Consider the following 24,715-nt stretch of genomic DNA (forward strand, 5'->3'; position numbering starts at 1 on the left):
GGCCATCCCCACCGCCACAGCCGCTTGGCCGTCAGGAGGAGCCGTCACCAGGCAGCGTGATGCGTCAGGCCTTGATGGTTCCGGTGGTGAGGCCGCCGGTGATGAAGCGTTGGAAGACGGCGAAGACGCAGACCACGGGGATGCTGATGAGAGTGGCGGTGGCCATCAAGGCTCCCCATGCGGTTCCGTGTTGGCCGACGAAGGCGCTGAGCAGGACCGTGACCGGTTGTACGTCGGGCTTCTCGGCGAGCGTGAGGCCGAAGACGAACTCGCCCCAGCCGATCAGGAAGGAGAGTCCGGCCACCGCGACCAGGCCGGGCACCATGATCGGGAGGACGATGCGGAGCAGTACGCCCATCGGGCCGCAGCCGTCGACCAGGGCCGCTTCCTCCAGTTCCCTGGGGACGCTGCGCAGCACCGGGCGCAGCACGATCACCGCGAAGGGCAGCGTGAGGGTGGTGTCCGCGGCGATCAGTCCCAGATACGTGTCGTCGAGTCCGGCCCGGCGTTCGAGGATGAACAGCGGTGCCGCGAGCACGATGCTGGGCGGCAGTTGGGCGATGAGGAGTACGAGCACCATGGTGCCGGAGCCGCGCATCGGGATGCGGGCGAGCGCGTAGGCGAGAGGGACGCCCAGCAGCAGGGTGAGCGCGACCACTCCGCAGGAGATCACCAGGCTGTTGAACAAGGCCTGGAGCAGTGCGCCGTCGGACAGCGCCCTCGCGTAGTTCTCCGTGGTGGCCGGGGCGGGGACCCACTGTGGGGACTCGGCCAGGATCCGGTCCGGCTCGGTGAGGCTGGTGTTGACCATCCAGTAGACCGGCAGAAGGAAGGCGGCCGTGATCAGCGTGGCGGTCGTGGTGAGGAGCCAGGGGCGGCGGGTCGGTCTCCGACCGATTGGCATGCGCTTCTTCACGCTGTCTCTCCCTCCCGGCGCAGTCGACGCACATAGAGCGCGCCCGCGAGCAGCGGGACGAGCAGCAGCAACAGGCCCGCCGCGGCGCCCTCTCCGAAGCGGAAGAACTTGAAGAAGATCTCGTAGACGTAGAGGGACAGGACGCTGGTCGCGTCGACGGGGCCGCCGCCCGTCATGACGAAGATGATGTCGAAGACCTTGAAGGTGTAGACGAGGCCGAGCAGCAGCACGGGCACCGACACGGGCCGCATCAGCGGGAGCGTGATCCAGCGGAAGCGCTGCCAGACGCCCGCGCCGTCGATGGCGGCGGCCTCGTGGAGCTCCGGGTCGATGGTGTGCAGCCCGACCAGGAGCAGCAGCATGTTGAAGGGCACGCCGACCCATACGTTGGCGAGGACGACCCCCGCAAGCGACGTGCTCGGGTCGGTGAGCCAGTCGTGGGACAGGCCGCCCAGACCCGCCCTGCGGAGCAGCGCGTTGTAGACGCCGGACTCGCCGTCGAGCATCCAGCGGAAGAGGGTGCCGCTGACGACCGCGGGCAGCAGCCAGGCCACAAGGAGCAGCGACCGGAGCAGGCCGTTCAGCGGGAACGGCCGGGCGAACAACAGGGCCAGGGCGAACCCGATGACGAACTGGAACAGCAGCGATCCCAGGGTGAAGACCATCGTGAGGCGTACGGCGTGCCAGAAGTCCGGGTCGGAGACGGTGGTCCGGTAGTTGGCGAGGCCGGTGAACCGCGGGGCACCACCGAGCAGTTCCCGCAGGCCCACGTCGTGCACGGACGTCCATACGTTGTAGAGCAGGGGGTACGCCAGGAAGAGGCCCAGGAAGACCAGGCCCGGGACGGAGAAGAGGTACCCCGCCCGTCGACGGCGGGCGGAGAGGGAGAGGGGAGTGGGGCGGCTCGGTCTCACCGCCGCTCCAGCGCCTTGTCGATCTTGACGGCGGCGGACTTCGCCGCGGCGGAGGGAGCGGCGGCGCCGGTGAGTACGGCCTGTTCGGCCTCGGCGACGGCCCGCGAGGCATCGGCGTAGTGCGGCCCATACTGACGTGGACGGGCCACGGGCAACTGGCTGAGGAAGAGCCGCAGGGCGGGGTCGGACGCCCAAGTGCCCGCGCTCGCCAGGTCCTTGCGGGCGGGGAGGTTGCCGAGCGCCACCAGGTACGGCACCAGAACCGAGGGACGCTGGGTGTACTCGAGGACCGCCCACGCCTTGTCGAGATGCTCGCTGCTCGCCATCACGACCCAGTTCTCTCCGCCCAGGCAGGTGGCGGACGTCCTGTCGCTGGGGAGCGCGACGACCTCCCACTCCAGGTCGGCGTTCTTCAGGGTGGGGAGCTGCCACGGGCCGTTGATCTGCAGGGCGGCGCGCTGATGGATGAACCGTGTGTTGACGTCCTGCTGCGTCCAGCCCACGCACTGCTCGGACAGCGAGCCCTTGGCGACGAGGTCGTCGAGGAAGGACAGCGCGGTCGCGCCGTAGCCGGCGAAGGTGTCCAGGTCGCCGCCGGCCTGCCACAGGAAGGGCAGGAACTGGAAGACACCCTCCTCCGTCCTGATCGCGCTCAGTGCCAGACCGAACCGGTCCCCACTGGTCAGCCGGTGCGCCGCGGCGGCCAGTTCGTCCCACGTGGTGGGGGGCTGCACGTCGGCGGTGCGGAGCATCGCGGTGTTGCAGTAGAGGGCGAGGCAGTTGCTGTTGTTGGGGATTCCCAGGCTCTTCCCGGCGACCTGGCAGCCGGCCCAGGGGCCTTCGTAGTACTGGTCCGCCTGACCCCATTCCTCGATCCTGTCGGTGAGATCGGCCAGCAGCCCGCTGCCGCCCAGTGAGTTCATGGCGACGTTGTCGACGATGGCGATGTCCGGAAGATCACCGGAGACCGCGCCCAGGGTGATCTGCCGGTCGAGGTCCGCGAAGGGGAACGTGCGCCGCTCGATCCGCACGCCGGGGACGTGCGCCTCGATGTCCTTGACCAACGCCGTCATCGCGGGCTGGAAGTTGTCCAGGGTGAAGTAGTCCCACCAGGTGAGGGTGGCCGTACCGCCGCTCTGCTGGTCCGAGCCGCAGGAGGCCAGGGCCGAGCCGAGGCCGAGGGCGGCCGCTCCCGCGCCGGCGGCGCGCAGGAATCCACGGCGGTCGACGGCGTACGACATGCTCTGCTCCCACTCTGTGATCGGTGTTCGCCACCTCGGAAGTCGGCAGTCTCGGAAATCGGAAGTCTCGGGGTCGGAAGTCTCGGACATCGGGAGCGGAGTCTCGGGGTCGGCCGTCTCAGAAGTCGGAAATCTCAGAAGTCGGAATCCGGGAGATCGGTGAAATCCTCGAGATCCGGAAAGTCCGCTTCGGGCTCCGAACCGGGCACCGGTCGGCAGGGACCGGTGCTGGCCCGCAGGGAGATCAGGGGTTTCAGCAGGACGTGTCGGGGAGGAGAGCCGGGTGAGGTGAGCCGTCGCATCATCAGGTCGACAGCCACCCGGCTCATCTCCTTGGCGGGGATCTCGGCCGCGGTGAGCTGCGGGTTCACCTGCTCCGCCCAGCGGCCGGCCGCCACGCCGACGACCGAGAAGTCGCGCGGCACGGCGCGGCCGTGGCGCGTCAGCCCGCGATACAGGCCCTCCAGAGCCGCCTCGTTCATGGTGACCAGCGAGGTGGTCGCCGGATCCTCCAGCAGGATCTGCTCCAGGACCGCTTCGCCCGCCGCGACGTCGTCGCCGCAGAGGTACGCGTGTGGGGTGAGTACATGTTCCGCCATGGCCTTGGTGTAGCCCTCGAGCCCGAGGTGCGCGAATCCGTATCCGATCCGGAAGAGCTGTTCGGACCGGTTGACGAAGGCGATACGGCGGTGGCCCAGGTCGGCCAGGTGGTACACGCAGCGGCGCGCCAGGCCCGCGAAGTCCAGATCGACCCAGCCGGTCTCCTCGGCCCTGCTGTTCCTTCCGATGGTCACGAAGGGGAAGCCGGCCTTGGCGAGGTGCTCGACCCTGTCGTCCTCCAGCGTGATTTCCATGACGATCACGCCGTCCACCCGACGCTCGTCGATCACCCGCCGGAACGAGGGGTCACTCGCCCGGTCCGCGGGGGAGAGCAGCAGGTCGTAGCCGTACGTGGTGGCCGCCTCGGCCACGCCGCCGATGAAGGCGAGCTGCATCCCGGTGTAGTCGCGACCCCGGCCGGCCGGCGGATAGACCAGACCGAGGGTGTGCGTACCCCCGCTCGCCGTGGCACCGTCGCCACCCGCCGTGGCACCTGTCGTGCCGGCCTTCGCCGTGGCGCCTTCGCCCGCCGGGGCATCCGTGTCCGCGCGCGGGCCGGCTCCGGTCCTCGGGTCGTCCGGCCGCCTCGTCATCTTCAGCTGACCGGTAGGGGTTGTTCGGCCCAGATGGTCTTGCCGGTCGGGGTCTGGCGGGTGCCCCAGCCCTGGGTGAGCTGGGCAATCATGTGCAGCCCGCGTCCGCCCTCGTCGTAGGTGCGGGCGCGTCGCAGGTGGGGCGCGGTATTGCTGGCGTCGGAGACCTCGCAGATCAGCGTCCGGTCGCGGATCAGCCGCAGCCCGATGGGCACTGCCCCGTACCGGATGGCGTTGGTGACCAGTTCGCTCACCACCAGTTCGGTGACGAACGCCGCTTCCTCCAGGCCCCAGACGGCCAGTTGGCGGGAGGCCTGGGCCCGGGCGTCCGCGACGATCGCGGGGTCGGACGGCACGGACCAGGCGGCGACCTGATCGGTGTGGAGGGCGCGGGTGCGCGCGAGGAGCAGGGCCACGTCGTCGGCCGGGGCCGGGCTTTCGGGGAGCAGCGCCTTGAGTACGGCGTCGCAGGTGACCTCCAGAGAGGGGACGGGGGAGGTCAGGGACTCGCACAGCCGGTCGAGGCCGATGCCGATGTCATGACCGCGGGCAACGACCAGGCCGTCGGTGTAGAAGGCGAGCAGACTGCCTTCGGGCAGTTCCAGCTCGGTGGCCTCGAAGGGCAGGCCGCCGACGCCCAGGAGGGGTCCCGGGGAGAGCCGGACCACGCTGACCGTGCCGTCGGGGAACAGCACGGCGGGCGGCGGGTGGCCGGCGCTGGCGAGGGTGCAGATGCGGGAGACCGGGTCGTAGACGGCGTACAGACAGGTGGCGCCGATCTCACCGGAGGACGTCATGTCCTGCGAGGTGCTGTCGTCGCCCGAGGTGAGGTGGGTGACCAGGTCGTCGAGGTGGGTGAGGAGCTCGTCCGGAGGCAGGTCGACATCGGCGAGGGTGCGCACCGCCGTGCGGAGCCGGCCCATGGTGGCGGAGGCATGGAGGCCGTGCCCGACCACATCGCCGACGACCAGGGCGACCCGGGTGCCGGAGAGGGGAACCACGTCGAACCAGTCGCCGCCCACGCCGGCCCCCGGGCCGGCCGGCAGATAGCGGTACGCGACCTCCACGGCCGCCTGTTTGGGAAGGTCACGGGGCAGCAGGCTGCGCTGGAGGGTGAGCGCGTTGGTGCGCTCGCGGGTGTACCGGCGCGCGTTGTCCACACCGACGGCCGCCCGGCCCGCGAGTTCCTCGGCCAGGACCAGATCGTCCTGTTCGAAGGGTCTCGAGCCCTCTCTGCGGGCGAAGACCGCCACCCCGAGGGTGATCGCCCGGGCCTGCAGCGGAGTGGTCATGATCGAGTGGAATCCGTAGGCCCGTACGCGTTCGATGCGCGTCTCGTCCTCGGTGATCCACCGGATGAAGTCGGGATCGTCGAGGCCGCTGAGCCTAGGTTGCCCGGTGGTCAGGGAGCGGACGGGAGGAGAGAACGGGGGATAGGTGTCGAACGCGCCGAGGTCGACGACGGCTTCGGGCACCCCCTCGTAGGACGACTGGTGCGCGACCCGGCGCAGGAGCACGCCGGCGTCGACGGGTCCCGGGGCCGGCTCCTGCCCGCGGGTCACGGAGTCGAGCAGGTCCACGCTGACGAAGTCGGCGAGCCGGGGCACGGCCAGATCGGCGAGTTCCTGGGCGGTGCGCTGCACGTTCAGGGTGGTGCCGATACTGGCACCCGCTTCGTTCAGCAGGGCCAGCCGTTGCCGGGCCCAGTGCTCCTCGCTGCTGTCGAACGCCGCGGTGCCGACGCCGCACACTCGGCCGGTGGAGGGGTCCCTGACGGGCCACATCTCGATGATCCAGGCGGGTTGACGGGAGGAGAAAGCCCCCGGGGCGCTGCGCTCGTAGCGCATCGGCCTGTCTTCCTCGGCCACCTTTTGGACGAGCCGCAGGAACCCCTCGTCGGCGTGGTGCTCGTCGAGGACGTCCGGGTACGGCGACGACCCGCGCCGTTCACCCGCCTCGCCCGGTCCCGCTCCCCCCTTCGCTTCCCCTCCTCCTGAGGCGACCGTGTTCAGCCGCCACCCGTGCGAGCCCAGGGCGAAGGTGGACATGGCCACCGAGGACTGGGTGTACGCCCACTCCACCATCCTCCGGTCGTACTCCGACTCGGACGCGTCCGAGGTGGCGGTCACGACGAACCCCTGGGCCTCGCCGTTGCAGTCCAGCGAGGCATAGGCGTGCAGGGCCAGATCGACGCGGTGACCGTCCTGGTGGCGGAGGGCCGCTGTGCCGCTCCATTCCTGGGAGCCGATCAGGGAGAACCCGGCAGCGCGGGAGGCTTCCACGGTGGCGAGAAGGTCGGCCGCGGTCTGCCCCACGACGTCCGAAGCGTGGTAACCCAGCAGCCGTCTGGCTCCCTCGCTCCAGCCCGTGACGACGCCGCTGGTGCCGATGGTGGCCGTGGCGGCATCGGCTGAGTACGCGCAGTGACCGGGAGCTTGATCGGAAAACGGCCTTCTGGTGTCCATTCCTGCTCAATTCACGCCAGGCGTGTCACTCATAGTCCTCAGCCTGCGCGCTGCACAAGAAACGGACAAGTCGGACTCGTGCAGGTGGTTGCCAGGGCTGCGCCCGGGCCTTCACCAGGGCTGGGGCGTCCGCCGAGCCTCAGTCGGCGTCCCGTTCGTGTGCCGAGACCGGGATGGTCTCCTTGCGGAAGAACGCCGGGCGGATCACCCGGTACACCAGCATCAGAACAGCGCCGAGCAGCAGTGCGCCGATGCCGGTGACGAAGACGCCGCCGAGTTGCCGGTGGGGCGGGAAGGGCAGGGTCCAGGAGGTGCTGCCGTAGTCCGCGGCGGAGTACACCCTGCAGGCGTTGACGAAGAAGTAGAGGAGGAGGACGCCGCCGAGGCCGGGCATGATGCCCTTGGTCCACAGGTCGCGCGGGCTGCGGGTGAGGACTCTGCGGTGGTACCGGACGCAGGCGAACCCGGTGAGCCCGTAGTAGAAGGCGATCACGAGGCCGACCGAGCCGATGGAGTCGGCCAGTACGTCCTCGCTCACCCGGGTCAGCATGACGTAGAAGGCGATGGAGGCCAGGCCCATGCCGACCGTGGACCAGGTCGGGGTGAGGAAGCGGGGGTGGATGCGGGCGAAGCGGTCCGGGACGGCCTTGAAGGCGGCCATGGAGAGGGTGGTTCGGGCCGTCGGGAGGATGGTGGTCTGGGTGGAGGCCGCTGCCGAGGTGAGCACCATCAGGATCAGGAGCTTGGTGGCGATCTCGCCCCATCCCGCGGTCCCGAAGACCTCGGCGCCGAGGCTGGAGAGGACGTCTGCGGAGTTGTCGGGGTTCGCGAGGCCGATGCCGCGGTCTCCCACGCCGGCGAAGGCCTGCGCGGACGTGGTGACCATGAAGTAGACGAGCAGCAGGATGACGGTGGAGATGACGGCGGCGCGACCCGGGGTGCGATCGCGGTCGATGGTCTCCTCGTTGACCGATACGGCGGTGTCCCAGCCCCAGTAGATGAACACCCCGGCCAGCACGCTCTTGGTGAGGTCGTCGAGCGAATCGATCCGGGCGGGGTTGAACCACGACCAGGAGAGCTCCGACGAGACGCCCGGCGCCGTTCCCCCGTACACCTTGACCAGCGCCGTGATCGCCAGCAGGAAGAGGACCACGATCTCGATGGTGAGCAGCACCTTCTGCAGATTCGCCGAGATCTCGATGCCGATGTAGCAGATCAGCGTCATCACGGCGATCCAGGCCACGCCGACCACGGTGACCCAGAACGTGTCCCGCGCCAGTCCGTCCGCGCCCACGAGCTGGAAGCCGTACGCCCCGGCGATCTGGGCCAGGTTGGCCATCACGATGATGTCCGCGGCGACGATTCCCCATCCGCCCAGCCAGCCGGTACGCGGGCCGAACGCCCTGGAGGCCCAGGTGAAGGTGGTGCCGCAGTCGGGGTCCGCCCGGTTGAGCTCCTTGTAGCCGTAGGCGATCAGGAACATCGGGATGAAGGCGAGGATGATCACGATCGGTGACTGGTAGCCCACGATTGCGACGACGACGCCGAGGGTCGCCGCGAGGCTGTAGGCGGGGGCGGTGGACACCAGACCGATCACCGTGCTGGAGAAGAGCCCCAGCGCGCCGTCCTTGAGCCCCTTGTCCGTCGCTCCCGGGCCCGGCGAGAGATGCGCTGCGGGCGGGACAGAGGGCAGGCTCATGGCGCCCTCCGGTCAAGGAACACGGAGCTGCTGCTCCAAGAGTGACCCGCTCGTCAGTAAGCGGCCAGTTGTCGCCGCGGCGAGGCCGACTGCCCTGTTGCACCTGGGGACGACCCCCTCCGGCCAGGAGACCTCAGGCGAGTGCCGCCGTGACGTCGACGGCCTTCAGATGGTGGGGGCTGAGGACCCGGGAGGCGGGGGCGGATGCGGCCGTGAGTTCCTTGGCCGCCGTGGTGGGGGTCGCGGCCGCGAGGAGGGACGGGGCGTCGCTGAGGGGGGTCGTCATGTCGTCGTGGTGGGTGGGGATGAGGAGGGGCGGGTCGCCGATGGCGGCGAGAAGGCGCTCGACATAGCGGTGGAGTGCCGAGTGCGAGGTCATCGCGATCGCCGCGATGTCCGGGCGGATGCCGGACAGTTCACGCTCGGCGAAGTTGCTCGCGCCCATGAGCAGGATGCTCGGACCGCCGTCCACGGTCAGTTGATAGGCGAGTGTGTCGCCCTCGACCAGGTCGCCCAGCACGGTGGGGCGTCGGGGCGGTGCGGTCTTGCGGCCGGGGGCGAAGTAGCCGTGGTCGGGCTGCTGGCTGTGCAGGCTGCGGAAGACCTCCACGGTGTATCCGTCGAACTGGAGGTACTCGCCGCCCTTGACCTGAATCACATCGTCCAGACGGGGCCGAGGGGTTCCCATGGCCGTGAGCAGATTGCGTACCGTCTCGTCGCACATCGCGCGGATGCGGTGCTTTTCCCAGGCGGGGCGCCCCAGGAGTTGGGGTACGTCCGCCACGTGGTCGAAGTGGCCATGGCTGACCAGGATCAGTTCGGGCGGTCCGGTGAGGTGCCGTGCGGCGACCCGCTCCACGGCCGCCCGGTCGAGGCGCAGGGGGAGCTTCGGGTCGATGGCGCCCTGCGCGTCCCGGTAGGGCATGCGGCTCAGATACGGGTCGAAGAGGATGCTGCGGCCGCCGTCGATGACGATCTCCCAGCCGGAGACGCCCAGCCAGCGCATCTCTACGGGGGTGGAGTACGGCGCGCCCCGCCCGGTCGTCGGCGCCGCTCCGACCAGCCCGGCCGCGGACGCCGCCGCCCCCGATGCCGCCAGGACTCCCTTGAGGACCGTACGTCGCCCGGCCATGTGCTGCCACGCTCCCTGTGACGACCTTGAGTGCGAGGAACGCTACGGCAGGTGAGGGCGTATGGGGTGGTTTTCGGTCATTGGTGCCGAAGGCGTCGCCGTGGCCGCAGGGGCCGCCGTGGTCACGCGGCCGCCACGGTCACCGGGACGCGGAGGTCACCAAGAGGCCGAGCCGACGAGGATCTCCCCGTCGGCTCGGCCCCGCGATCCCGTACTTACGCGTCCGGCTGCCGTGACTTACGCGTCCGGTGTCGTGCGCGGCGTAGTTACGCGCACTCGTGTCATGCGCACCGCACTCACGCGCACTTGTGTCATGCGCGCCGTACTCACGTGTCCGGTGTCGTGCACGCCGTCTCGGTGCCGTCCGAGACGCATGCCCTGACGTACTCGCCCGAGGTGGCGGAGAGGATCCCGCCGTCGGCGACCTTTCGGTATGTGCCGCCGGGAGCCTTGTCCTCCAGCCAGGCCGTGGCGGTGCCGGACGTCTGCGCCCAGGCGTAGACGTCGCTCACCGACCACGTCGGGCGGCCCCCGTACAGCGAGACCTGGGCGCCCGACTTCAGCTTCGCGGCCTTCCACACCGGTCGCCCGTGGCGGCCGGCCGTCGGCTCGCTCCCCGGTCGCCCGGCAGCTGCTCACCCCACCCGGTCGCCCGACAGGGGAATCCCCGTGGCCCTGAGCAGCGATTCGTCCTGCTGCAGGATGGCCTGCATCAGTTCCCTCAGCCGTGCCCCCGGATTGATGCCGATCTGCTCGCGCAGAATCTCCTTGGCCCGGTGGAAGACCCGGATCGCGTCGGCCTGCCGGCCCTCGCCGTAGTAGGCCTTCATCAGGCCCACGTACAGGTCCTCGCGCAGCGGGTCGTGGTCGACGAGCTCCGACAGCTGCGAGATCGCCTCGCCGTAGTGCCCGAGACCGACGTCGATCAGCGCGCGCAGCTCGGCCGCCGCGGTCCGCTCGCGGTCCAGCGCCTCGCCTTTCATTCGGAGCCGGGTCGAGGTGACGTCCGTGAGGGCGGCGCCCCGCCACATGGCCAGCGCGCCGTCGAGGCGCTCGGAGGCGATCTTGTACTGGCCGCGGGCGTGCAGCTCGCGGACGTGGCGTACGGCGTCCCGGAAGACGAACACGTCGATACGGTCGGCGGGGACCCGCAGTTCGTAGCCGAGGGCGTGCGAGCCGAGCGCGTCGCGGGTGAGCCCCGCCTCGGCCAGGGCCGTGCGGATCATCCAGGCCGAGGTCTGCAGCTGTCCGGAGACGGTCAGCGGCGGCTCACCGTCCCACGAGTCCTCGATGATCGCTTCCTTGGTGGTGACCTGTCCGGGCTTCAGCGCCAAGGAAGCGAGGAATCGTCGCTGCCGCTGACCCCGGATGGGTATCGGTATGTCATTTCTCAACAGGGTCACGGGGCCGAGAAGCTGGATGGTCACACTGTTCCTGCTGTCCATGACGGTTCCCCCTTGTGTATGTGAATCAGGCCGTCGCCCAACAGGGGCTGCGGTATTGACGGAAGCGGGGGAACCGCCACCGGCGGCGCGGCTGGGCCGGCCTCGGTGACGCTTCGTGGAATCGTGCGACTCTGTCCCCCGTACCGTTGGCTCTCAGGTGCTCCGTGACCGTTGCTGGGTCACGGATGGGTCGATCACAGATGGTCGATGACACGTGGATCGATAACAGATGGGTCGATCTCAGATGGGTCGATGCGTCAGTTGAGGTTCTTGAGGAACTTCGCGGCGATGGGGCCCGCGTCGGATCCGCCCGACCCGCCGTCCTCCAGGAGGACCGACCAGGCGATGTTGCTGTCGCCCTGGTAGCCGATCATCCAGGCGTGCGTGTGCGGCGGGGTGTCGTCGCCGAACTCTGCGGTGCCCGTCTTGGCGTGCGGCTCGCCGGGCAGGTCCTTGAGGGCCCAGCCGGCGCCGTACGTGACGGTGGCGCGCATCATCTCGCGCAGGTTGCCGACCACGTCCGACTCGAGCCGGGCGGGGGCCTCGTACTTCTTCTTCACGGCGTCGGGCACCAGGACGGGCTGCTTGAACTCGCCCTCCTTGACCGTGGCCGCGATCGAGGCCATGACCAGTGGCGACGTCTGGAGCCGGGCCTGTCCGATGGTGGACGCCGCCTTGTCGTTGTCGCTGTTGGTCACCGGGATGCTTCCGTCGTACGTCGTGGTGCCCACGTCCCAGGAGCCGCCGATGCCGAAGGCCTCCGCGGTGTCGTGCAGGGCGGTGTTCGACAGCTTTCCGCGCGCGCCGACGAAGAACGTGTTGCAGGACTTGGCGAAGGCGTCCCTGAAGGTCGAGCCGGACGGCAGCACGAACTGGTTCTGGTTCTCGAAGCGCTGGCCGTTGACGTAGGCGAACTTGGGGCAGTCCGCCCGGTCCGTGGGACGCATCCCCTGCTTCAGCAGAGCCGCGGAGGTGACGACCTTGAAGGTGGAGCCGGGCGGGTAACGGCCCTCCAGGGCGCGGTTCATGCCGGAGGGCATGTTGGCCGCGGCCAGGATGTCGCCGTTGCTGGGGTCGACGGCCACGATCGCCGCGTTCTTCTTCACTCCGTCGAGTGCTTCGGCGGCGGCCTCCTGCACCTTGGGGTCGATGGTGGTCTTCACCGGCTTGCCCGTGCTGCTTCCCGAGCCGGTGAGCTGCTTGACGACGCGGCCGCTCTCGCGTTCCACGATCACGACCGACTGTGCCTTGCCCCCGCCGCCGGTGAGCTGTTTGTCGTAGCGGGCCTGGAGGCCGGAGATTCCTTTGCCGGTCCTGGGGTCCACGGCGCCCACGAGAGAGGCGGACTGGAGTTCGTCGCCATTCTTGTCGAGGACGGCGGCCCGCTCCCGTGACTTCAGTGCGAGGGTCTGCCCCGGAACCATCTGAGGGTGAATCAGCGGTGTATGGAATTCAACGGTCCATCGACCGCCCTTCTCGATGAGCTTCGCTTTCGAGTCCCACTTGTAATCGCCCGCACCGGAAAGGGCCATCTTCACGGTGAACGGAATCTCTACTTCCCCTTCCGTTTCCCGCTTCCCGGCACCGGCGGTGATCTCCGTCTTCGACGGCTTCAGGTTCGTCATGACGGATTTGATCAACGACTCGGCGTTGTCCGGCGTGTCCGTCAGCCCGGCGGCCTGCTTGGCGTCGCCGGCCTCCCATGCGTCCAGGAACTTGTCCAGCTGTCCCGTGGCCGCGGCGACCTGTGGGTCGTCCTCGTCGTCCCCGGCCAGGGCGTTGTATGCCCAGTAGCCGATTCCAGCGGTCGCCGCAAGTGCCACGAACGTTGATACAACCGCGCGACGACGGGACCGACGCCTGTCGTACCGCGGGTAGTCAACATAGACATCGGAACGATTCATGTGGCGCAGATTAATCGCCTCTCTCTCTTCGTGCTCTCCCCGAACACACGGTTCAAGACAAGGTAAAGAGGAAAGAAATGGTTGGCGGAGAGTGGCGGGTGACACCCTCCTCCGCTTGTCGCCACAGCCGCCTCGGCCGAATCCATGTAGGCCGTCTGGCCGAGAACGGTCGACAACGGTGGCTAACTGGTCTAGACCTCCGAAGGAAATGCCATCGACACGACGCGCGCGGTGGCCAACAGTGGCCTGAACTAATCAGGTTCCTGGCGTCGCGATAAGCGAAATCGGACGAGGGATGTCCCGTATTGGCGCAAGGCGAAACGGAGCCCTCCGCTCCACCGATCTCCTGTTTCTCTCCGCGCGCTCCCCGATATCCGAGGGAGAGGGAGCGAAGAGGGGGCCTGGTCAGGGTTGGCGCGAACTGTCCACCGCTGACCGAGTCTGGAGACCATCCATGTCCCGTGTATCGACCGGCCCCAGCAACAAGCCGACCGCCGCGCACGCCCTCCTGGCGCGACTGCGTGACCACGGCGTGGAGAAGGTGTTCGGGGTAGTCGGCCGCGAGGCCGCGTCGATCCTCTTCGACGAGGTCGAGGGAATCGACTTCGTCCTCACCCGGCACGAATTCACCGCCGGCGTCGCCGCCGACGTCCTCGCACGCATCACCGGCCGCCCGCAGGCCTGCTGGGCCACCCTGGGCCCCGGCATGACCAACCTCTCCACGGGTATCGCCACGTCCGTCCTGGACCGTTCCCCGGTCATCGCCCTGGCCGCCCAGTCCGAGTCGCACGACATCTTCCCCAACGACACCCACCAGTGCCTGGACTCCGTGTCGATCATCGCCCCGATGTCCAAGTACGCGGTGGAGCTGGAGCGTCCGCACGAGATCACCGACCTCGTGGACTCCGCCGTGACCGCGGCCATGACCGAGCCCGTCGGCCCCTCGTTCATCTCCCTGCCGGTCGACCTGCTCGGCTCCTCCGAGGGCATCGACCCCGCCGTCGAGCACCCGGCGGCGAACACCCCGGCCAAGCCGATCGGCGCGGTCGCCGACGGCTGGCAGAAGGCCGCCGACGAGGCTGCCGAGCTCCTGAAGGGCGCGAAGCACCCGGTGCTGGTCGTCGGAGCCGCCGCGATCCGCTCCGGCGCGGTGCCCGCCATCCGCGCCCTCGCCGAGCGCCTCGACATCCCGGTCATCACGACGTACATCGCCAAGGGCGTCCTGCCGCACGGCCACGAGCTCAACTACGGCGCCGTCACCGGCTACATGGACGGCATCCTCGACTTCCCGGCCCTGAACACGCTGTTCGCGCCCGTCGACCTCATCCTCACCGTCGGCTACGACTACGCCGAGGACCTGCGGCCCTCCATGTGGCAGAAGGGCGCCGAGAAGAAGACCGTCCGCGTCTCGCCCACCGCGAACCCGATCCCGCGCGTCTACCGGCCCACCGTCGACGTCGTCACGGACGTCCTCGCGTTCGTCGAGCACCTCGACGCGGCGACCGCCTCGCTCGCGGCCAAGGAGCGGCACGACATCGCCCCGCTGCGCGCCCGGGTCGCGGAGTTCCTCGCGGACCCGACGGTCCACGAGGACGGCATGCGGGTCCACCAGGTCATGGACTCGATGAACACGGTCATGGAGGAGGTCGCCGGGGCGGGCGAGGGCACGATCGTCTCCGACATCGGCTTCTTCCGGCACTACGGCGTCCTGTTCGCCCGCGCCGACCAGCCCTTCGGCTTCCTCACCTCGGCCGGCTGCTCCAGCTTCGGCTACGGCATCCCCGCCGCCATGGGCGCCCAGCTCGCCCGCCCGGGCCAGCCCACCTTCCTCATCGCCGGCGACGGCGGCTTCCACTCCAACAGCGCGGACCTGGAGACCATCGCCCGCCTCAACCTGCCGATCGTGACGGTGGTCGTGAACAACGACACCAACGGTCTGATCGAGCTCTACCAGAACATCGGCCACCACCGCAGCCACGACCCCGCGGTGAAGTTCAACGGCGTCGACTTCGTCGCCCTCGCCGAGGCCAACGGTGTGGAGGCCACCAAGGCGACCGACCGCCAGGAGCTGCTCGCCGCACTGCGCAAGGGCGCCGAGCTGGGCCGCCCCTTCCTGATCGAGGTCCCCATCAACTACGACTTCCAGCCCGGTGGGTTCGGGGCGCTGAGCATCTGATCATGGCCTCCCAGGACCTTCCCGCGGCCTTCGGTCTCCTGGCCTCCGCTCGTCCGAGCGGGGGCCGGGTCCCCCAAGCCGCCTTCGCCACCCGGGGCACCCACACCGGCGTCGACCTGCATTTACGCTCGCAGACTCTCGGCGCGACCCTGGTGCACGCCCCCGGGCTCCCACCCGACTCCGCCCAGGCACACGACGCGGACACCGCCGTACTGCTCGCCGGTGAGATCTACAACCGCGGCGACCTGTACTCCGTACTGGGGCCCAGGACCGAGCGGTCCGGCGACGCACAGCTGGTCCTGGACCTGCTGCGCCGCTACGGCCTGCACGCCTTCCGCCTCGTCAACGGGCGGTTCGCGGCGGTCGTCAGCACCGGCCGGCAGGTCCTGCTGGCCACCGACCACGCCGGATCGATCCCGCTGTACGTGTGCGCGAGCCCCGGCGAGGTCACCGCGTCGACCGAGGCCAAGACTCTGGCCGGGCACGGCAGTCCACGGGGCTTCCCCTTCGCGGACGCCCGCCGGGTCCGCGGCCTGCCGGGCGTCTACCAGGTGCCCGCGGGCGCCGTGATGGACATCGGCCTCGACGCCGGCACGGCCGAGACCCACCGCACCTGGGCCCCGCCGCTCGCCCGCCGGATCATGGACGAGGACGACGCCGTGGCCGCCGTACGCACGGCCCTCGACCGGGCCGTGAGCGCGCGCCTCGCCCCGGGCGGTACGCCGCTGGTGGTGCTGTCCGGCGGCATCGACTCCTCCGGGGTCGCCGCCCTCGCGCACAAGGCGGCGGGCTCGATCGACTCGCTGTCGATGGGCACCGACGTGTCCGACGAGTTCGCCCAGGCCAAGGCGGTCGCCGACCACCTCGGCAGCCGGCACCGGGAGATCACCGTCCCCGCCGCCGACCTGCTGGGCCAACTCCCGTACGCGGTATGGGCGGCGGAGTCCGAGGACCCCGACATCATCGAGTACCTGCTGCCGCTCGTCGCCCTCTACCGCGCGCTCGACGGGCCGCCCCGCCGGGTCCTGACCGGGTACGGCGCCGACATCCCGCTCGCGGGCATGCACCGCGAGGACCGGCTGCCGAACCTGGACACGGCCGTGGCGTACGACATGGCGACGTACGACGGCCTGAACGAGATGTCGCCGGTGCTGTCCGCCGTGTCCGGCCACTGGTCCACCCACCCCTACTGGGACCGCGACGTGCTCGACCTGCTCGTCTCGCTGGAGGCGGGCCTCAAGCGCCGCTACGGGCGCGACAAGTGGGTGCTGCGCGCCGCCATGGCCGAGTTGCTGCCCGAACAGACCGTCAAGCGGCCCAAGCTGGGCGTCCACGAGGGGTCGGGCACCACCTCCTCCTTCTCGCTGCTGCTCCTGGAGGAGGGCGTCGCGGAGCCGTCCGTCGACGCGGCCAAGCAGCAGGTGGTGCGGGAGCTGTTCGACCGCACCGTGGTGGCCGGCGAGGACCCCGGCGAGGTGAGCACCGCCGAGGTCGTGCGGTCGGTGGCCGACCGGCTGGAACGGGGGGCGGCATGACGTCGTACGTCCGTCCGGCGGCGGCTGCGGGTCCGTACGGCTGCCGCGTGCCCGTAGGCCCGTACGGCGGTCCGTACACCCGCGTCGCGAACCCGTCCCTGACCGCCGTCGAGACCCCGGAGGGGGACTGAGCCGTGGAACGCATCGACTCGCACGTCTCGCCCCGCTACGCCCAGATCCCCACCTTCATGCGCCTGCCGCTCGACCAGGAGCCACGCGGTTACGACGTCGTGGTCATCGGCGCTCCCTACGACGGCGGCACGAGCTACCGGCCGGGCGCGCGGTTCGGGCCGCGCGCCATCCGCAACGAGTCCGGGCTCATCCACGGTGTCGGCATCGACCGCGGTCCCGGCACCTTCGACCTCATCAACTGCGTCGACGGCGGCGACATCGATCTGACCCCGTTCGACATGAACATCGCGATCGAGACCGCCCAGCGGCATCTGTCGGAGCTGCTGAAGAGCAACGCCGCCTTCATGATGCTCGGCGGCGACCACTCGCTGACCGTGGCGGCCCTGCGCGCCGTGGCCGAACAGCACGGCCCGGTCGCCGTCGTGCACCTGGACGCCCACTCCGACACCAACCCCGCCTTCTACGGCGGCCAGTACCACCACGGCACGCCCTTCCGGCACGGGATCGACGAGAAGCTCATCGATCCCGCCGCGATGGTGCAGATCGGCATCCGGGGCCACAACCCGAAGCCGGACTCGCTCGACTACGCCCGCGGACACGGCGTACGCGTGGTGACCGCCGACGAGTTCGGCGAGCTGGGCGTCTCCGGGACCGCCGGCCTCGTCCGGGAGCTGGTGGGCCAAAGGCCCGTGTACGTGTCGGTCGACGTCGACGTGTGCGACCCGGCGTTCGCGCCAGGGACGGGCACCCCGGCGCCGGGCGGGCTCAGTTCGCGGGAGGTCCTCGGGCTGCTGCGCTGCGTCGGTGACCTCAAGCCGGTCGGCTTCGACGTGATGGAGGTCTCGCCCCTGTACGACCACGCCGGGATCACCTCCGTCCTGGCGACGGAGATCGGTGCGGAACTGCTCTACCAGTACGCCCGCGCCCATCGCATACAGATGTAGCTGAAAAGGAGATATCGCACCCATGGCTTCTCCGATCATTGACTGCACCCCGCACCGGGAGCAGTTGCGCGCCCTCGCGGCCGAGCTCCCCGAGGTGCCGCGCGCGGACCTGTACGGCTTCCTGGAGAAGGCGAAGGAGCTGTCCGCGAAGCTGCCGCGCGAACTGGCCGAGGCGCTGGACAAGTTCGACGCCGAGGGCACCGAGGACGGCTACCTGCTGCTGCGTGGGCTGCCGTTGGAGGCGGACGACGAGCTGCCCACCACGCCCACCTCCACCCCGGCGCCGCTGGACCGCGGCCGGCTGGTCATGGAGGCGATGCTCGCCGTGACCGGCCGCAGGCTCGGACTGCACACCGGCTACGCGGAGTTGCGCTCCGGCACGGTCTACCACGACGTGTATCCGTCGCCGGGCGCGCACTACCTCAGCTCGGAAACCTCCGAGACCCTCCTCGAGTTCCACACCGAGATGGCGTACCACGTCCTCCAGCCGAACTACGTCATGCTCGCCTGCTCCCGCGCCGACCATGAGCGCCGGGCCGAGACGCTCGTCGGTTCGGTGCGCAAGGCGCTGCCGCTGCTCGACGACGAGACGAAGGCGCGGCTGTTCGACCGGAAGCTGCCCTGCTGCGTGGACGTCGCCTTCCGCGGCGGCGTCGACGACCCGGGCGCCATCGCCAACGTCAAGCCGCTGTACGGGGACGAGAACGACCCCTACCTCGGCTACGACCGCGAGCTCCTCGCCCCCGAGGAGCCGGCCGACAAGGAGGCGGTGGCCGCGCTGTCGAAGGCCCTGGACGACGTCACGGAGGCCGTGAAGCTGACCCCCGGCGATCTGCTCATCATCGACAACTTCCGTACCACGCACGCCCGTACACCGTTCAGCCCGCGCTGGGACGGCAAGGACCGGTGGCTGCACCGGGTGTACATCCGGACGGACCGCAATGGGCAGTTGTCGGGTGGCGAGCGGGCGGGGGACGTCGTCTCGTTCACTCCGCGCCGGTAGTCACGTCGCCGGCCGGCCGGTTGACCGCGCCCCCTCCCCGTTTCGGGAGGGGGCTGCGGTGCGTTCGGCTCATGTGGCTCGTTCGGATCGTTCGCGTCGCCATACCCGCGATGCATGAATATGCTGCCTGATTGGAAGTAATGCAGACAGGAGACGATGACCATGCCCGACTCCGAACACTTCGACGGCTCCGAAGGGAAGACGACGCCGCAGGGGTTCGTCGTGCACACCGCGCCGGTCGGTCTCGCCGACGACGGCCGGGACGACTTCACCGTGCTGGCCTCGACGGCCCCGGCCCAGGTCAGTGGGGTGTTCACCCGCTCCCGGTTCTCCGGGCCGAGCGTCCTGCTGAGCCGTGAGGCCGTCGCCGACGGCCGGGCGCGGGGCGTGGTGGTGCTGGCCCGCAACGCGAACGTCGCGACCGGGCGGGAGGGAGAGGCCAACGCGCGCGAGGTGCGCGAGTCCGTGGCGCGCGTCCTCGGCGTGCCCGAGGACGAACTCCTCATCGCCTCCACCGGCGTGATCGGCCGTCAGTACCCCATGCCGCAGATCCGGGAGCACCTCAAGTCGCTGTCCCTGCCCTTCCCGGAGGGCGGTTTCGACCATGCCGCCCGCGCCATCATGACGACCGACACCCGGCCGAAGGAGGTCCGGCTGCGGTGCGGGGACGCGACGCTCGTCGGGATCGCCAAGGGCGTCGGGATGATCGAGCCGGACATGGCGACGCTGTTGACGTTCTTCGCCACGGACGCCCGGCTCGACGCGGCCGAGCAGGACCGGATCTTCCGGCGGGTGATGGACCGCACCTTCAACGCGGTGAGCATCGACACGGACACCTCCACCAGTGACACGGCGGTGCTGTTCGCCAACGGGCTGGCCGGGGACGTCGATCCCGTCGCCTTCGAGGAGGTTCTGTACGAGGCCGCGCTGGCCCTCGTCAAGGACATCGCGAGCGACGGGGAGGGCGCGAGCAAGCTCATCGAGGTCCAGGTCACCGGGGCGCGTGATGTCGCCCAGGCCAAGCGGGTGGGCAAGACCGTCGTCAACTCACCGCTGGTGAAGACCGCGGTGCACGGCAGCGACCCCAACTGGGGCCGCGTCGCCATGGCGATCGGCAAATGCTCCGACGACACCGACATCGACCAGGACGCCGTGCGGATCCGGTTCGGGGAGGTCGAGGTCTACCCGCCCCGTGCCTCTGGCGCGCGGGAGGAGGACGCGGTGCGGGCGGCTGTCGCCGAGCACCTTGAAGGGGACGAGGTGATCATCGGCATCGACCTCGCCGTCGCGGACGGGGCGTTCACCGTGTACGGGTGCGATCTCACCGAGGGGTACGTGCGGCTGAACTCGGAGTACACGACCTGACGGGTGGGGCGGGTGCGGGCGCGGGTGGGTGGTTTTTTCGCCCCCTCCGCCCCTGCCCGTCCCGACCAGCCTGTCGGCTGCGGGTGGGTGGGGGCTTGTCGCGCAGTTCCCCGCGCCCCTAAAAGGGGCGCGGGGACTGCGCGATCTTTTAGCGGGGGTCTGGGGGCGCAGCCCCCAGGTACGGGACGGGCAGGGGCGGAGGGGGCGAAAGACATCCCTCACGCCCACCCCGGCTATACCGACCCGCCGGCGGCTATGCGTGCCCCAGCCCGTACCCCCTTCCTCGCATGCCCGCCCCCACAAGATGTGGAGGAAGGCATCCGCGAGGAGGGCTGCAGGGACATGGAGAGCACTCGGTCGACGAGTACGGGCAGTACGGGCAGTACGGGCGGCGACGACGGATTCGGCGCGGGGGCGCGTGGCGTGGTGAGGCCGACCGACGCCCTCGGCGGCACGCTCCGGCTGGTGCGGACGGACGACTTCGACTCGCTGGACCCCGGGAACACGTACTACGCCTACACCTGGAACTTCCTGAGGCTCATCGGCCGGACCCTGGTCACCTTCGACACGGCCCCGGGCAAGGCGGGCCAGCGGCTGGTGCCGGATCTCGCGGAGTCGCTGGGGGAGTCGTCCGAGGGCGGTCGGGTGTGGACGTACCGGCTGCGGGCGGGGCTCCGGTACGAGGACGGCAGTCCGGTGACGTCCGGGGACGTCAAGTACGCCATCGCCAGGAGCAATTACGGGACCGATGTGCTGGGGGCGGGGCCGACCTATTTCCGGCATCTGCTGGGGACGGAATACGGGGGGCCGTGGCGGGAGCCCGACATCGACGGGCCCGTCACGCTGGAGACCCCCGACGAGCGCACCCTCGTCCTCCGGCTAAAGGAGCCGTTCGCGGGGATGGATCTGCTGGCGACCATGCCCAGTACGACGCCCGTGCCGCGCCGCCTTGACACCGGCGCGGAGTACCGGCTGCGGCCGGTCGCGACCGGACCGTACCGCGTCGTCTCGTACACCCGCGGCGAACTGGCCGTGCTGGAACGCAACCCGCACTGGGACCCGGCGACGGACCCGGTCCGCAGGCAGCGGGCCGAGCGCGTCGAGGTGCACCTCGGCAAGGACCCGCACGAGGTGGACCGCATGCTGCTGGCCGGAGAGGCGCACATCGACCTCGCCGGGTTCGGCGTGCAGCCCTCCACGCAGGAGCGGATCCTCGCCGATCCGGCGCTGCGGGCGAACGCCGACAATCCGCTCACCGGGTTCACCTGGATCTACTGCCTGTCGAGCAGGATCGCGCCGTTCGACAACGTCCACGCCCGGCGTGCCGTGCAGTTCGCCACGGACAAGGCCGCCATGCAGGCGGCGTACGGGGGTGACGTCGGTGGGGACATCGCCACCACCATCCTTCCGCCGACCATCGACGGGTATCGCGCATTCGATCGCTATCCCGTCGGGGGCGACGGGAGCGGCGATCTCGATGCCGCCCGTGCCGAGCTCGTCGCCGCCGGGATGCCCGACGGGTTCCGTACGAAGATCGCCGCCCGCAAGGACCGGCTCAAGGAGTACCGGGCCGCCGAGGCGCTGGCCGCCGGGCTCGCGCGGGTCGGGATCGAGGCCGAGGTCCTGGACTTTCCCTCCGGCGACTACTTCGACATCTACGGCGGCTGCCCGGCTTATCTGCGCGAGCACGGGATCGGGATCATCATGTTCGGCTGGGGCGCCGACTTCCCCGACGGGTACGGGTTCCTGCAGCAGATCGTCGACGGGCGGGCGATCAAGGAGCGCGGCAACCAGAACATGGGCGAGCTGGACGATCCGGAGATCAACGAGCTGCTCGATCGCGGGGCCACCTCCGGCGATCCGGCCGAGCGCGCGGAGATCTGGCACCGGATCGACCGGCTGACCATGGAACACGCGGTGATCGTGCCGTATCTGTACCCGCGCTCGCTCCTCTACCGGCACCCGGACGCCGGCAACGTCTACGTCACGGGGTCGTTCGGCATGTACGACTACGTGGCGCTCGGGGCGAGTTGAGCCCGGGGGGCATCCGCCTGCCGGTGCGTCGCCGGCAGGCCGATGCTCCGGCAGGCCACGGCCGCATCGTGGAACTCGGCCTCGAAGCGGGCCAGTTGGTGAAGGAAGCGCCGGGTGGGGCTGGTCAGGTCCGTGCCGCGGGCACTGCGCAGCAACAGTCGGGCGCCCAGGCCGAGTTCGAGGCGGTGGATGCGACGGGTCAGCGCGGACTGGCTGATGGACAGCACGGCGGCCGCCCGGTTGATGCTGCCGTGCTTCGCCACCGCCCTCAGTACATGCAGATCCTCGACGTCGAACTTCCTGGTCGCGGTCGGCACGAGCGGTGCGTCGGGCGCGTCGCTCTCCCGTACGGGTCGGGTGTTCCGGGCGGTCTGCTCCCGGTGCCAGCGCGTCCACCACGGGTCGCCCAGCAGGCACTGGTGCTGCTCGGCGAACCGCCGCAGATAACGGTCGGCGAGCAGTGCGGCGAGTCGCTCGGCCAGGGCGCGAGGTACGACGGTCGGGTCGACAAGGAGGCTGGTGGAGCGGTGCGGCCGCTCCACCACGGACCGGTGGACCACGGAGGGCGCGAGCACCGCCGGATGCGTGGGGGAACCGAGCCCGATGGCGTCGCCGCGGCGCAGCATTCCCCGGGCCACCGAGGCGCCGGTGACGTGCAGGGCGGCGGGTGCGGGGAGGCCGGCGGCTTGGAAGACCCGGGCGACCAGGACCTCGGAGTCGGGGCCGGCCTCGGACACCCAGTTCTCGCCCCGCAGATCGGCGAGCGAGACCGCGTTGCGGCCGGCCAGCGGGTGGTCGAACGGCAGCGTGACCCACAGCGGATCGTCGAGGACGCCGTACGTGCGCACGGCCCGCTCGACCGAGTTGCGCGGCGCGTCGAGGCTCCAGGTGTGCGCGGCGTCGACGTGATAGCCGGCCAGCTTGCGCATGACCTGGTGGGGCGTGTCGTGGTGGACCGACAGAAGGACGTCCAGCGTGGCCGCGGCGTCCTCGACCACGTCCTCCAGGAGCGGTTCGGCGGAGGCGATGGCCAGCACGGCGGGCGCGTCGACCGCCTCCGAGCCGCGCCCGAAGATGTTTGTCTGGACGGCGAGATCGACCTGGCGGAAGAACCGGCGCCCGGCCACCAGCAGGCGCGAGCCCGCCGAGGTCAGCCGCGCGGTGTGGCGGCTGCGCAGGGTCAGGGGGAGGCCGACGGTCTTGTCGAGGCGGTCGAGTTGGCGCTCCACGGCCCCGTGCCGCGACCCGGTGCGCCGGGCCACTTCCGCGAGGTCTCCGCACTGTCCCACCGCGTCCAGCAGGGACAGGTCGGGGCGGGTGAAGGGGAAGGGAAGGGGAGAAGTTTCCGGCCGGTCGGGAACAGACGTTGTCGCAGACGTCATCGCGGGCTTTATCGCAGGCGCTGTCGCGGGCTTTATTGCAGGCGCTATTGCAGGCGTTGTTTCTGACCCGTAAGACAATGTCGGTTTCCTTTTTGGTCAAGGACTGTGCCGCTTGATTGTCCGCAGTGGCTCAATGAATTCGCTGCGGCGATCTTAGGCGCGTCCTCTCTTCGGGCTCTCCTCGCGCCGGGGTGAGGAGAGCGTCCGAAGACGGTCCGGATAGATCCGGACAGGACCGTCATGGATCCCGACAGGACCCTCGTGGATCCTGGTAGGACCCTCAGGCCTGGTCGGTCGGGCGGATGAAGATCTCGTTGACCGTCATGTGGGAGGGCGCCGTCACGGCGTAGCGCACCGCCTCGGCGATGTCGGCCGCCTGCAACTGCCGGATCTTGCTCACCCGTTCCTCGATGGCGGCCTTCGTCGGCGCGTGCGTGATGTGCTCGCGCAGTTCGGTCTCGACGGTGCCCGGCTCGATGACCACCACGCGCACACCGCGCTCGGTGACCTCCTGGCGAAGCCCCTCGCTGAACCCGTTCACGGCGAACTTGCTGGCGTTGTAGCCGGCGGCGCCGCGGCCCGCCACACGCGCGGCGATCGAGGAGATCTGCACGACCGCGCCCTGGCTCTTGAGCAGGTGCGGCAGTGCCGCGTGGGTCATGTACATCAGGCCCAGGACGTTGGTGCCGATCATGCGGGTCCAGTCCGTGGTGTCGGCGCCCTCGACCGGACCCAGCAGCATCACCCCGGCGTTGTTCACCAGGACGTCGAGCCGCCCCAGGGTCTCCACGGTCGAGCGCACGGCGCCGTGGACCGCCTGCTCGTCGGTGACGTCCAGTTCGAGTACGTGGACGGTGGCGCCGGTGGCCTCCAGTTCGTCCCTCAGGGCGTGCAGCCGGTCGACCCGGCGGGCCGCGACGGCCACGGCGGCACCCTCGGCGGCCAGCACCCGTGCCGTGGCCGCGCCGATTCCCGAGCTCGCACCCGTGATGAGCGCTACTTTCCCCTGCAGTGCTGAAGTCATCATTCCCCCGGTGGGTGATGGATAGGGCGCGCGAATGACGGACACGGTGCGCGAACGTACGTACAGAGCGCGCGAATGTCTTGAGAATGGTGTGCGGTGGCGCCTGGAAAGGGCTGGATGCCGTGACGCTATCAGCCGCGGCATTGTGCGGTGAATGGCTGTCGGCGCCTCAGGTTATGACTGTTTCCGGCCGGTTATGCATGCCCGGCCG

19 protein-coding genes are annotated in these 24,715 nt (G+C 69.9%); 7 read left to right on the plus strand and 12 right to left on the minus strand.

Annotated features, from left to right (window positions below):
• Positions 1–64: 64 nt before the first annotated feature.
• The 10 genes from AB5J53_RS26620 to AB5J53_RS26665 form a co-directional block, all read right to left on the minus strand.
• Positions 65–916, minus strand: a complete 852-nt coding sequence (locus tag AB5J53_RS26620) for a carbohydrate ABC transporter permease (protein WP_369248171.1) — start codon at positions 914–916, stop codon at positions 65–67.
• Positions 913–1,830, minus strand: a complete 918-nt coding sequence (locus AB5J53_RS26625) for a carbohydrate ABC transporter permease (RefSeq protein WP_369248172.1) — start codon at positions 1,828–1,830, stop codon at positions 913–915. Before AB5J53_RS26625 ends, AB5J53_RS26620 begins: the two co-directional genes overlap by 4 nt.
• Positions 1,827–3,071, minus strand: coding sequence for a sugar ABC transporter substrate-binding protein (locus AB5J53_RS26630; protein ID WP_369248173.1), 1,245 nt, complete (start codon positions 3,069–3,071; stop codon positions 1,827–1,829). The genes AB5J53_RS26625 and AB5J53_RS26630 overlap by 4 nt, the downstream gene beginning before the upstream one ends.
• Positions 3,072–3,205: 134 nt before the next feature.
• A complete protein-coding gene (locus tag AB5J53_RS26635; protein WP_369248174.1) occupies positions 3,206–4,264 on the minus strand; it encodes a LacI family DNA-binding transcriptional regulator in 1,059 nt (352 codons plus the stop codon).
• A 2-nt stretch (positions 4,265–4,266) separates the two neighbouring features.
• Positions 4,267–6,729, minus strand: a complete 2,463-nt coding sequence (locus AB5J53_RS26640) for a SpoIIE family protein phosphatase (protein WP_369248175.1) — start codon at positions 6,727–6,729, stop codon at positions 4,267–4,269.
• 139 nt (positions 6,730–6,868) lie between these two features.
• Positions 6,869–8,428, minus strand: coding sequence for an APC family permease (locus tag AB5J53_RS26645; protein ID WP_369248176.1), 1,560 nt, complete (start codon positions 8,426–8,428; stop codon positions 6,869–6,871).
• Positions 8,429–8,561: 133 nt separating this feature from the next.
• Positions 8,562–9,560: an MBL fold metallo-hydrolase gene (locus AB5J53_RS26650; RefSeq protein ID WP_369248177.1), complete on the minus strand. Its 999-nt coding sequence runs from the start codon at positions 9,558–9,560 to the stop codon at positions 8,562–8,564.
• A 326-nt stretch (positions 9,561–9,886) separates the two neighbouring features.
• Positions 9,887–10,141 (minus strand): hypothetical protein, encoded by a 255-nt coding sequence (locus AB5J53_RS26655; protein WP_369248178.1) that lies wholly within the window; start codon positions 10,139–10,141, stop codon positions 9,887–9,889.
• Positions 10,142–10,195: 54 nt separating this feature from the next.
• On the minus strand, positions 10,196–11,005 hold the full coding sequence (locus AB5J53_RS26660; protein ID WP_369248179.1) for a BTAD domain-containing putative transcriptional regulator: 810 nt from the start codon (positions 11,003–11,005) through the stop codon (positions 10,196–10,198).
• A gap of 257 nt (positions 11,006–11,262) precedes the next feature.
• Positions 11,263–12,909 (minus strand): penicillin-binding transpeptidase domain-containing protein, encoded by a 1,647-nt coding sequence (locus AB5J53_RS26665; RefSeq protein WP_369248180.1) that lies wholly within the window; start codon positions 12,907–12,909, stop codon positions 11,263–11,265.
• A 454-nt stretch (positions 12,910–13,363) separates the two neighbouring features.
• Between AB5J53_RS26665 and AB5J53_RS26670 the strand changes: the two genes are divergently transcribed.
• The 7 genes from AB5J53_RS26670 to AB5J53_RS26700 all read left to right on the plus strand — a co-directional run bounded on the left by AB5J53_RS26670 (position 13,364) and on the right by AB5J53_RS26700 (position 22,098).
• Entirely contained in the window at positions 13,364–15,085 is a 1,722-nt protein-coding gene (locus tag AB5J53_RS26670; protein ID WP_369248181.1) for a thiamine pyrophosphate-binding protein, read from the plus strand.
• Positions 15,086–15,087: 2 nt separating this feature from the next.
• Entirely contained in the window at positions 15,088–16,620 is a 1,533-nt protein-coding gene (locus AB5J53_RS26675; protein ID WP_369248182.1) for an asparagine synthase-related protein, read from the plus strand.
• Positions 16,617–16,751, plus strand: a complete 135-nt coding sequence (locus AB5J53_RS26680; protein ID WP_369248183.1) for a hypothetical protein — start codon at positions 16,617–16,619, stop codon at positions 16,749–16,751. The genes AB5J53_RS26675 and AB5J53_RS26680 overlap by 4 nt, the downstream gene beginning before the upstream one ends.
• A 3-nt stretch (positions 16,752–16,754) precedes the next feature.
• Positions 16,755–17,696, plus strand: a complete 942-nt coding sequence (speB, locus tag AB5J53_RS26685; RefSeq protein ID WP_369248184.1) for an agmatinase — start codon at positions 16,755–16,757, stop codon at positions 17,694–17,696.
• Positions 17,697–17,718: 22 nt separating this feature from the next.
• Positions 17,719–18,699 carry a clavaminate synthase Cs1 gene (cs1, locus tag AB5J53_RS26690; RefSeq protein WP_369248185.1) on the plus strand — a complete coding sequence of 327 codons (981 nt, stop codon included), beginning with the start codon at positions 17,719–17,721 and terminating at the stop codon, positions 18,697–18,699.
• Between the two features lie 162 nt (positions 18,700–18,861).
• Positions 18,862–20,064, plus strand: coding sequence for a bifunctional glutamate N-acetyltransferase/amino-acid acetyltransferase ArgJ (argJ, locus tag AB5J53_RS26695; RefSeq protein WP_369248186.1), 1,203 nt, complete (start codon positions 18,862–18,864; stop codon positions 20,062–20,064).
• 342 nt (positions 20,065–20,406) lie between these two features.
• Positions 20,407–22,098 (plus strand): ABC transporter substrate-binding protein, encoded by a 1,692-nt coding sequence (locus tag AB5J53_RS26700; protein ID WP_369248187.1) that lies wholly within the window; start codon positions 20,407–20,409, stop codon positions 22,096–22,098.
• Here AB5J53_RS26700 and AB5J53_RS26705 read toward each other — a convergent pair.
• Positions 22,074–23,480 (minus strand): LysR family transcriptional regulator, encoded by a 1,407-nt coding sequence (locus AB5J53_RS26705; RefSeq protein ID WP_369248188.1) that lies wholly within the window; start codon positions 23,478–23,480, stop codon positions 22,074–22,076. The two genes, AB5J53_RS26700 and AB5J53_RS26705, sit on opposite strands and share 25 nt — an antisense overlap.
• A gap of 280 nt (positions 23,481–23,760) precedes the next feature.
• Positions 23,761–24,504: an SDR family NAD(P)-dependent oxidoreductase gene (locus tag AB5J53_RS26710; RefSeq protein WP_369248189.1), complete on the minus strand. Its 744-nt coding sequence runs from the start codon at positions 24,502–24,504 to the stop codon at positions 23,761–23,763.
• Between the last annotated feature and the right edge of the window lie 211 nt (positions 24,505–24,715).

Source organism: Streptomyces sp. R41 (genome assembly GCF_041053055.1).
Classification (GTDB): Bacteria; Actinomycetota; Actinomycetes; order Streptomycetales; family Streptomycetaceae; genus Streptomyces.

Excerpts from the sequence above, each read along its gene's own strand:
- AB5J53_RS26630 (WP_369248173.1), bottom strand. The coding sequence starts at position 3,071 with ATGTCGTACGCCGTCGACCGCCGTGGATTCCTGCGCGCCGCCGGCGCG.
- AB5J53_RS26635 (WP_369248174.1), bottom strand. The coding sequence starts at position 4,264 with ATGACGAGGCGGCCGGACGACCCGAGGACCGGAGCCGGCCCGCGCGCG.
- AB5J53_RS26640 (WP_369248175.1), bottom strand. The coding sequence starts at position 6,729 with ATGGACACCAGAAGGCCGTTTTCCGATCAAGCTCCCGGTCACTGCGCG.
- AB5J53_RS26645 (WP_369248176.1), bottom strand. The coding sequence starts at position 8,428 with ATGAGCCTGCCCTCTGTCCCGCCCGCAGCGCATCTCTCGCCGGGCCCG.
- AB5J53_RS26650 (WP_369248177.1), bottom strand. The coding sequence starts at position 9,560 with ATGGCCGGGCGACGTACGGTCCTCAAGGGAGTCCTGGCGGCATCGGGG.
- AB5J53_RS26660 (WP_369248179.1), bottom strand. The coding sequence starts at position 11,005 with ATGGACAGCAGGAACAGTGTGACCATCCAGCTTCTCGGCCCCGTGACC.
- AB5J53_RS26665 (WP_369248180.1), bottom strand. The coding sequence starts at position 12,909 with ATGAATCGTTCCGATGTCTATGTTGACTACCCGCGGTACGACAGGCGT.
- AB5J53_RS26670 (WP_369248181.1), top strand. The coding sequence starts at position 13,364 with ATGTCCCGTGTATCGACCGGCCCCAGCAACAAGCCGACCGCCGCGCAC.
- AB5J53_RS26675 (WP_369248182.1), top strand. The coding sequence starts at position 15,088 with ATGGCCTCCCAGGACCTTCCCGCGGCCTTCGGTCTCCTGGCCTCCGCT.
- AB5J53_RS26680 (WP_369248183.1), top strand. The coding sequence starts at position 16,617 with ATGACGTCGTACGTCCGTCCGGCGGCGGCTGCGGGTCCGTACGGCTGC.
- cs1 (WP_369248185.1), top strand. The coding sequence starts at position 17,719 with ATGGCTTCTCCGATCATTGACTGCACCCCGCACCGGGAGCAGTTGCGC.
- argJ (WP_369248186.1), top strand. The coding sequence starts at position 18,862 with ATGCCCGACTCCGAACACTTCGACGGCTCCGAAGGGAAGACGACGCCG.
- AB5J53_RS26700 (WP_369248187.1), top strand. The coding sequence starts at position 20,407 with ATGGAGAGCACTCGGTCGACGAGTACGGGCAGTACGGGCAGTACGGGC.
- AB5J53_RS26705 (WP_369248188.1), bottom strand. The coding sequence starts at position 23,480 with ATGACGTCTGCGACAACGTCTGTTCCCGACCGGCCGGAAACTTCTCCC.
- AB5J53_RS26710 (WP_369248189.1), bottom strand. The coding sequence starts at position 24,504 with ATGACTTCAGCACTGCAGGGGAAAGTAGCGCTCATCACGGGTGCGAGC.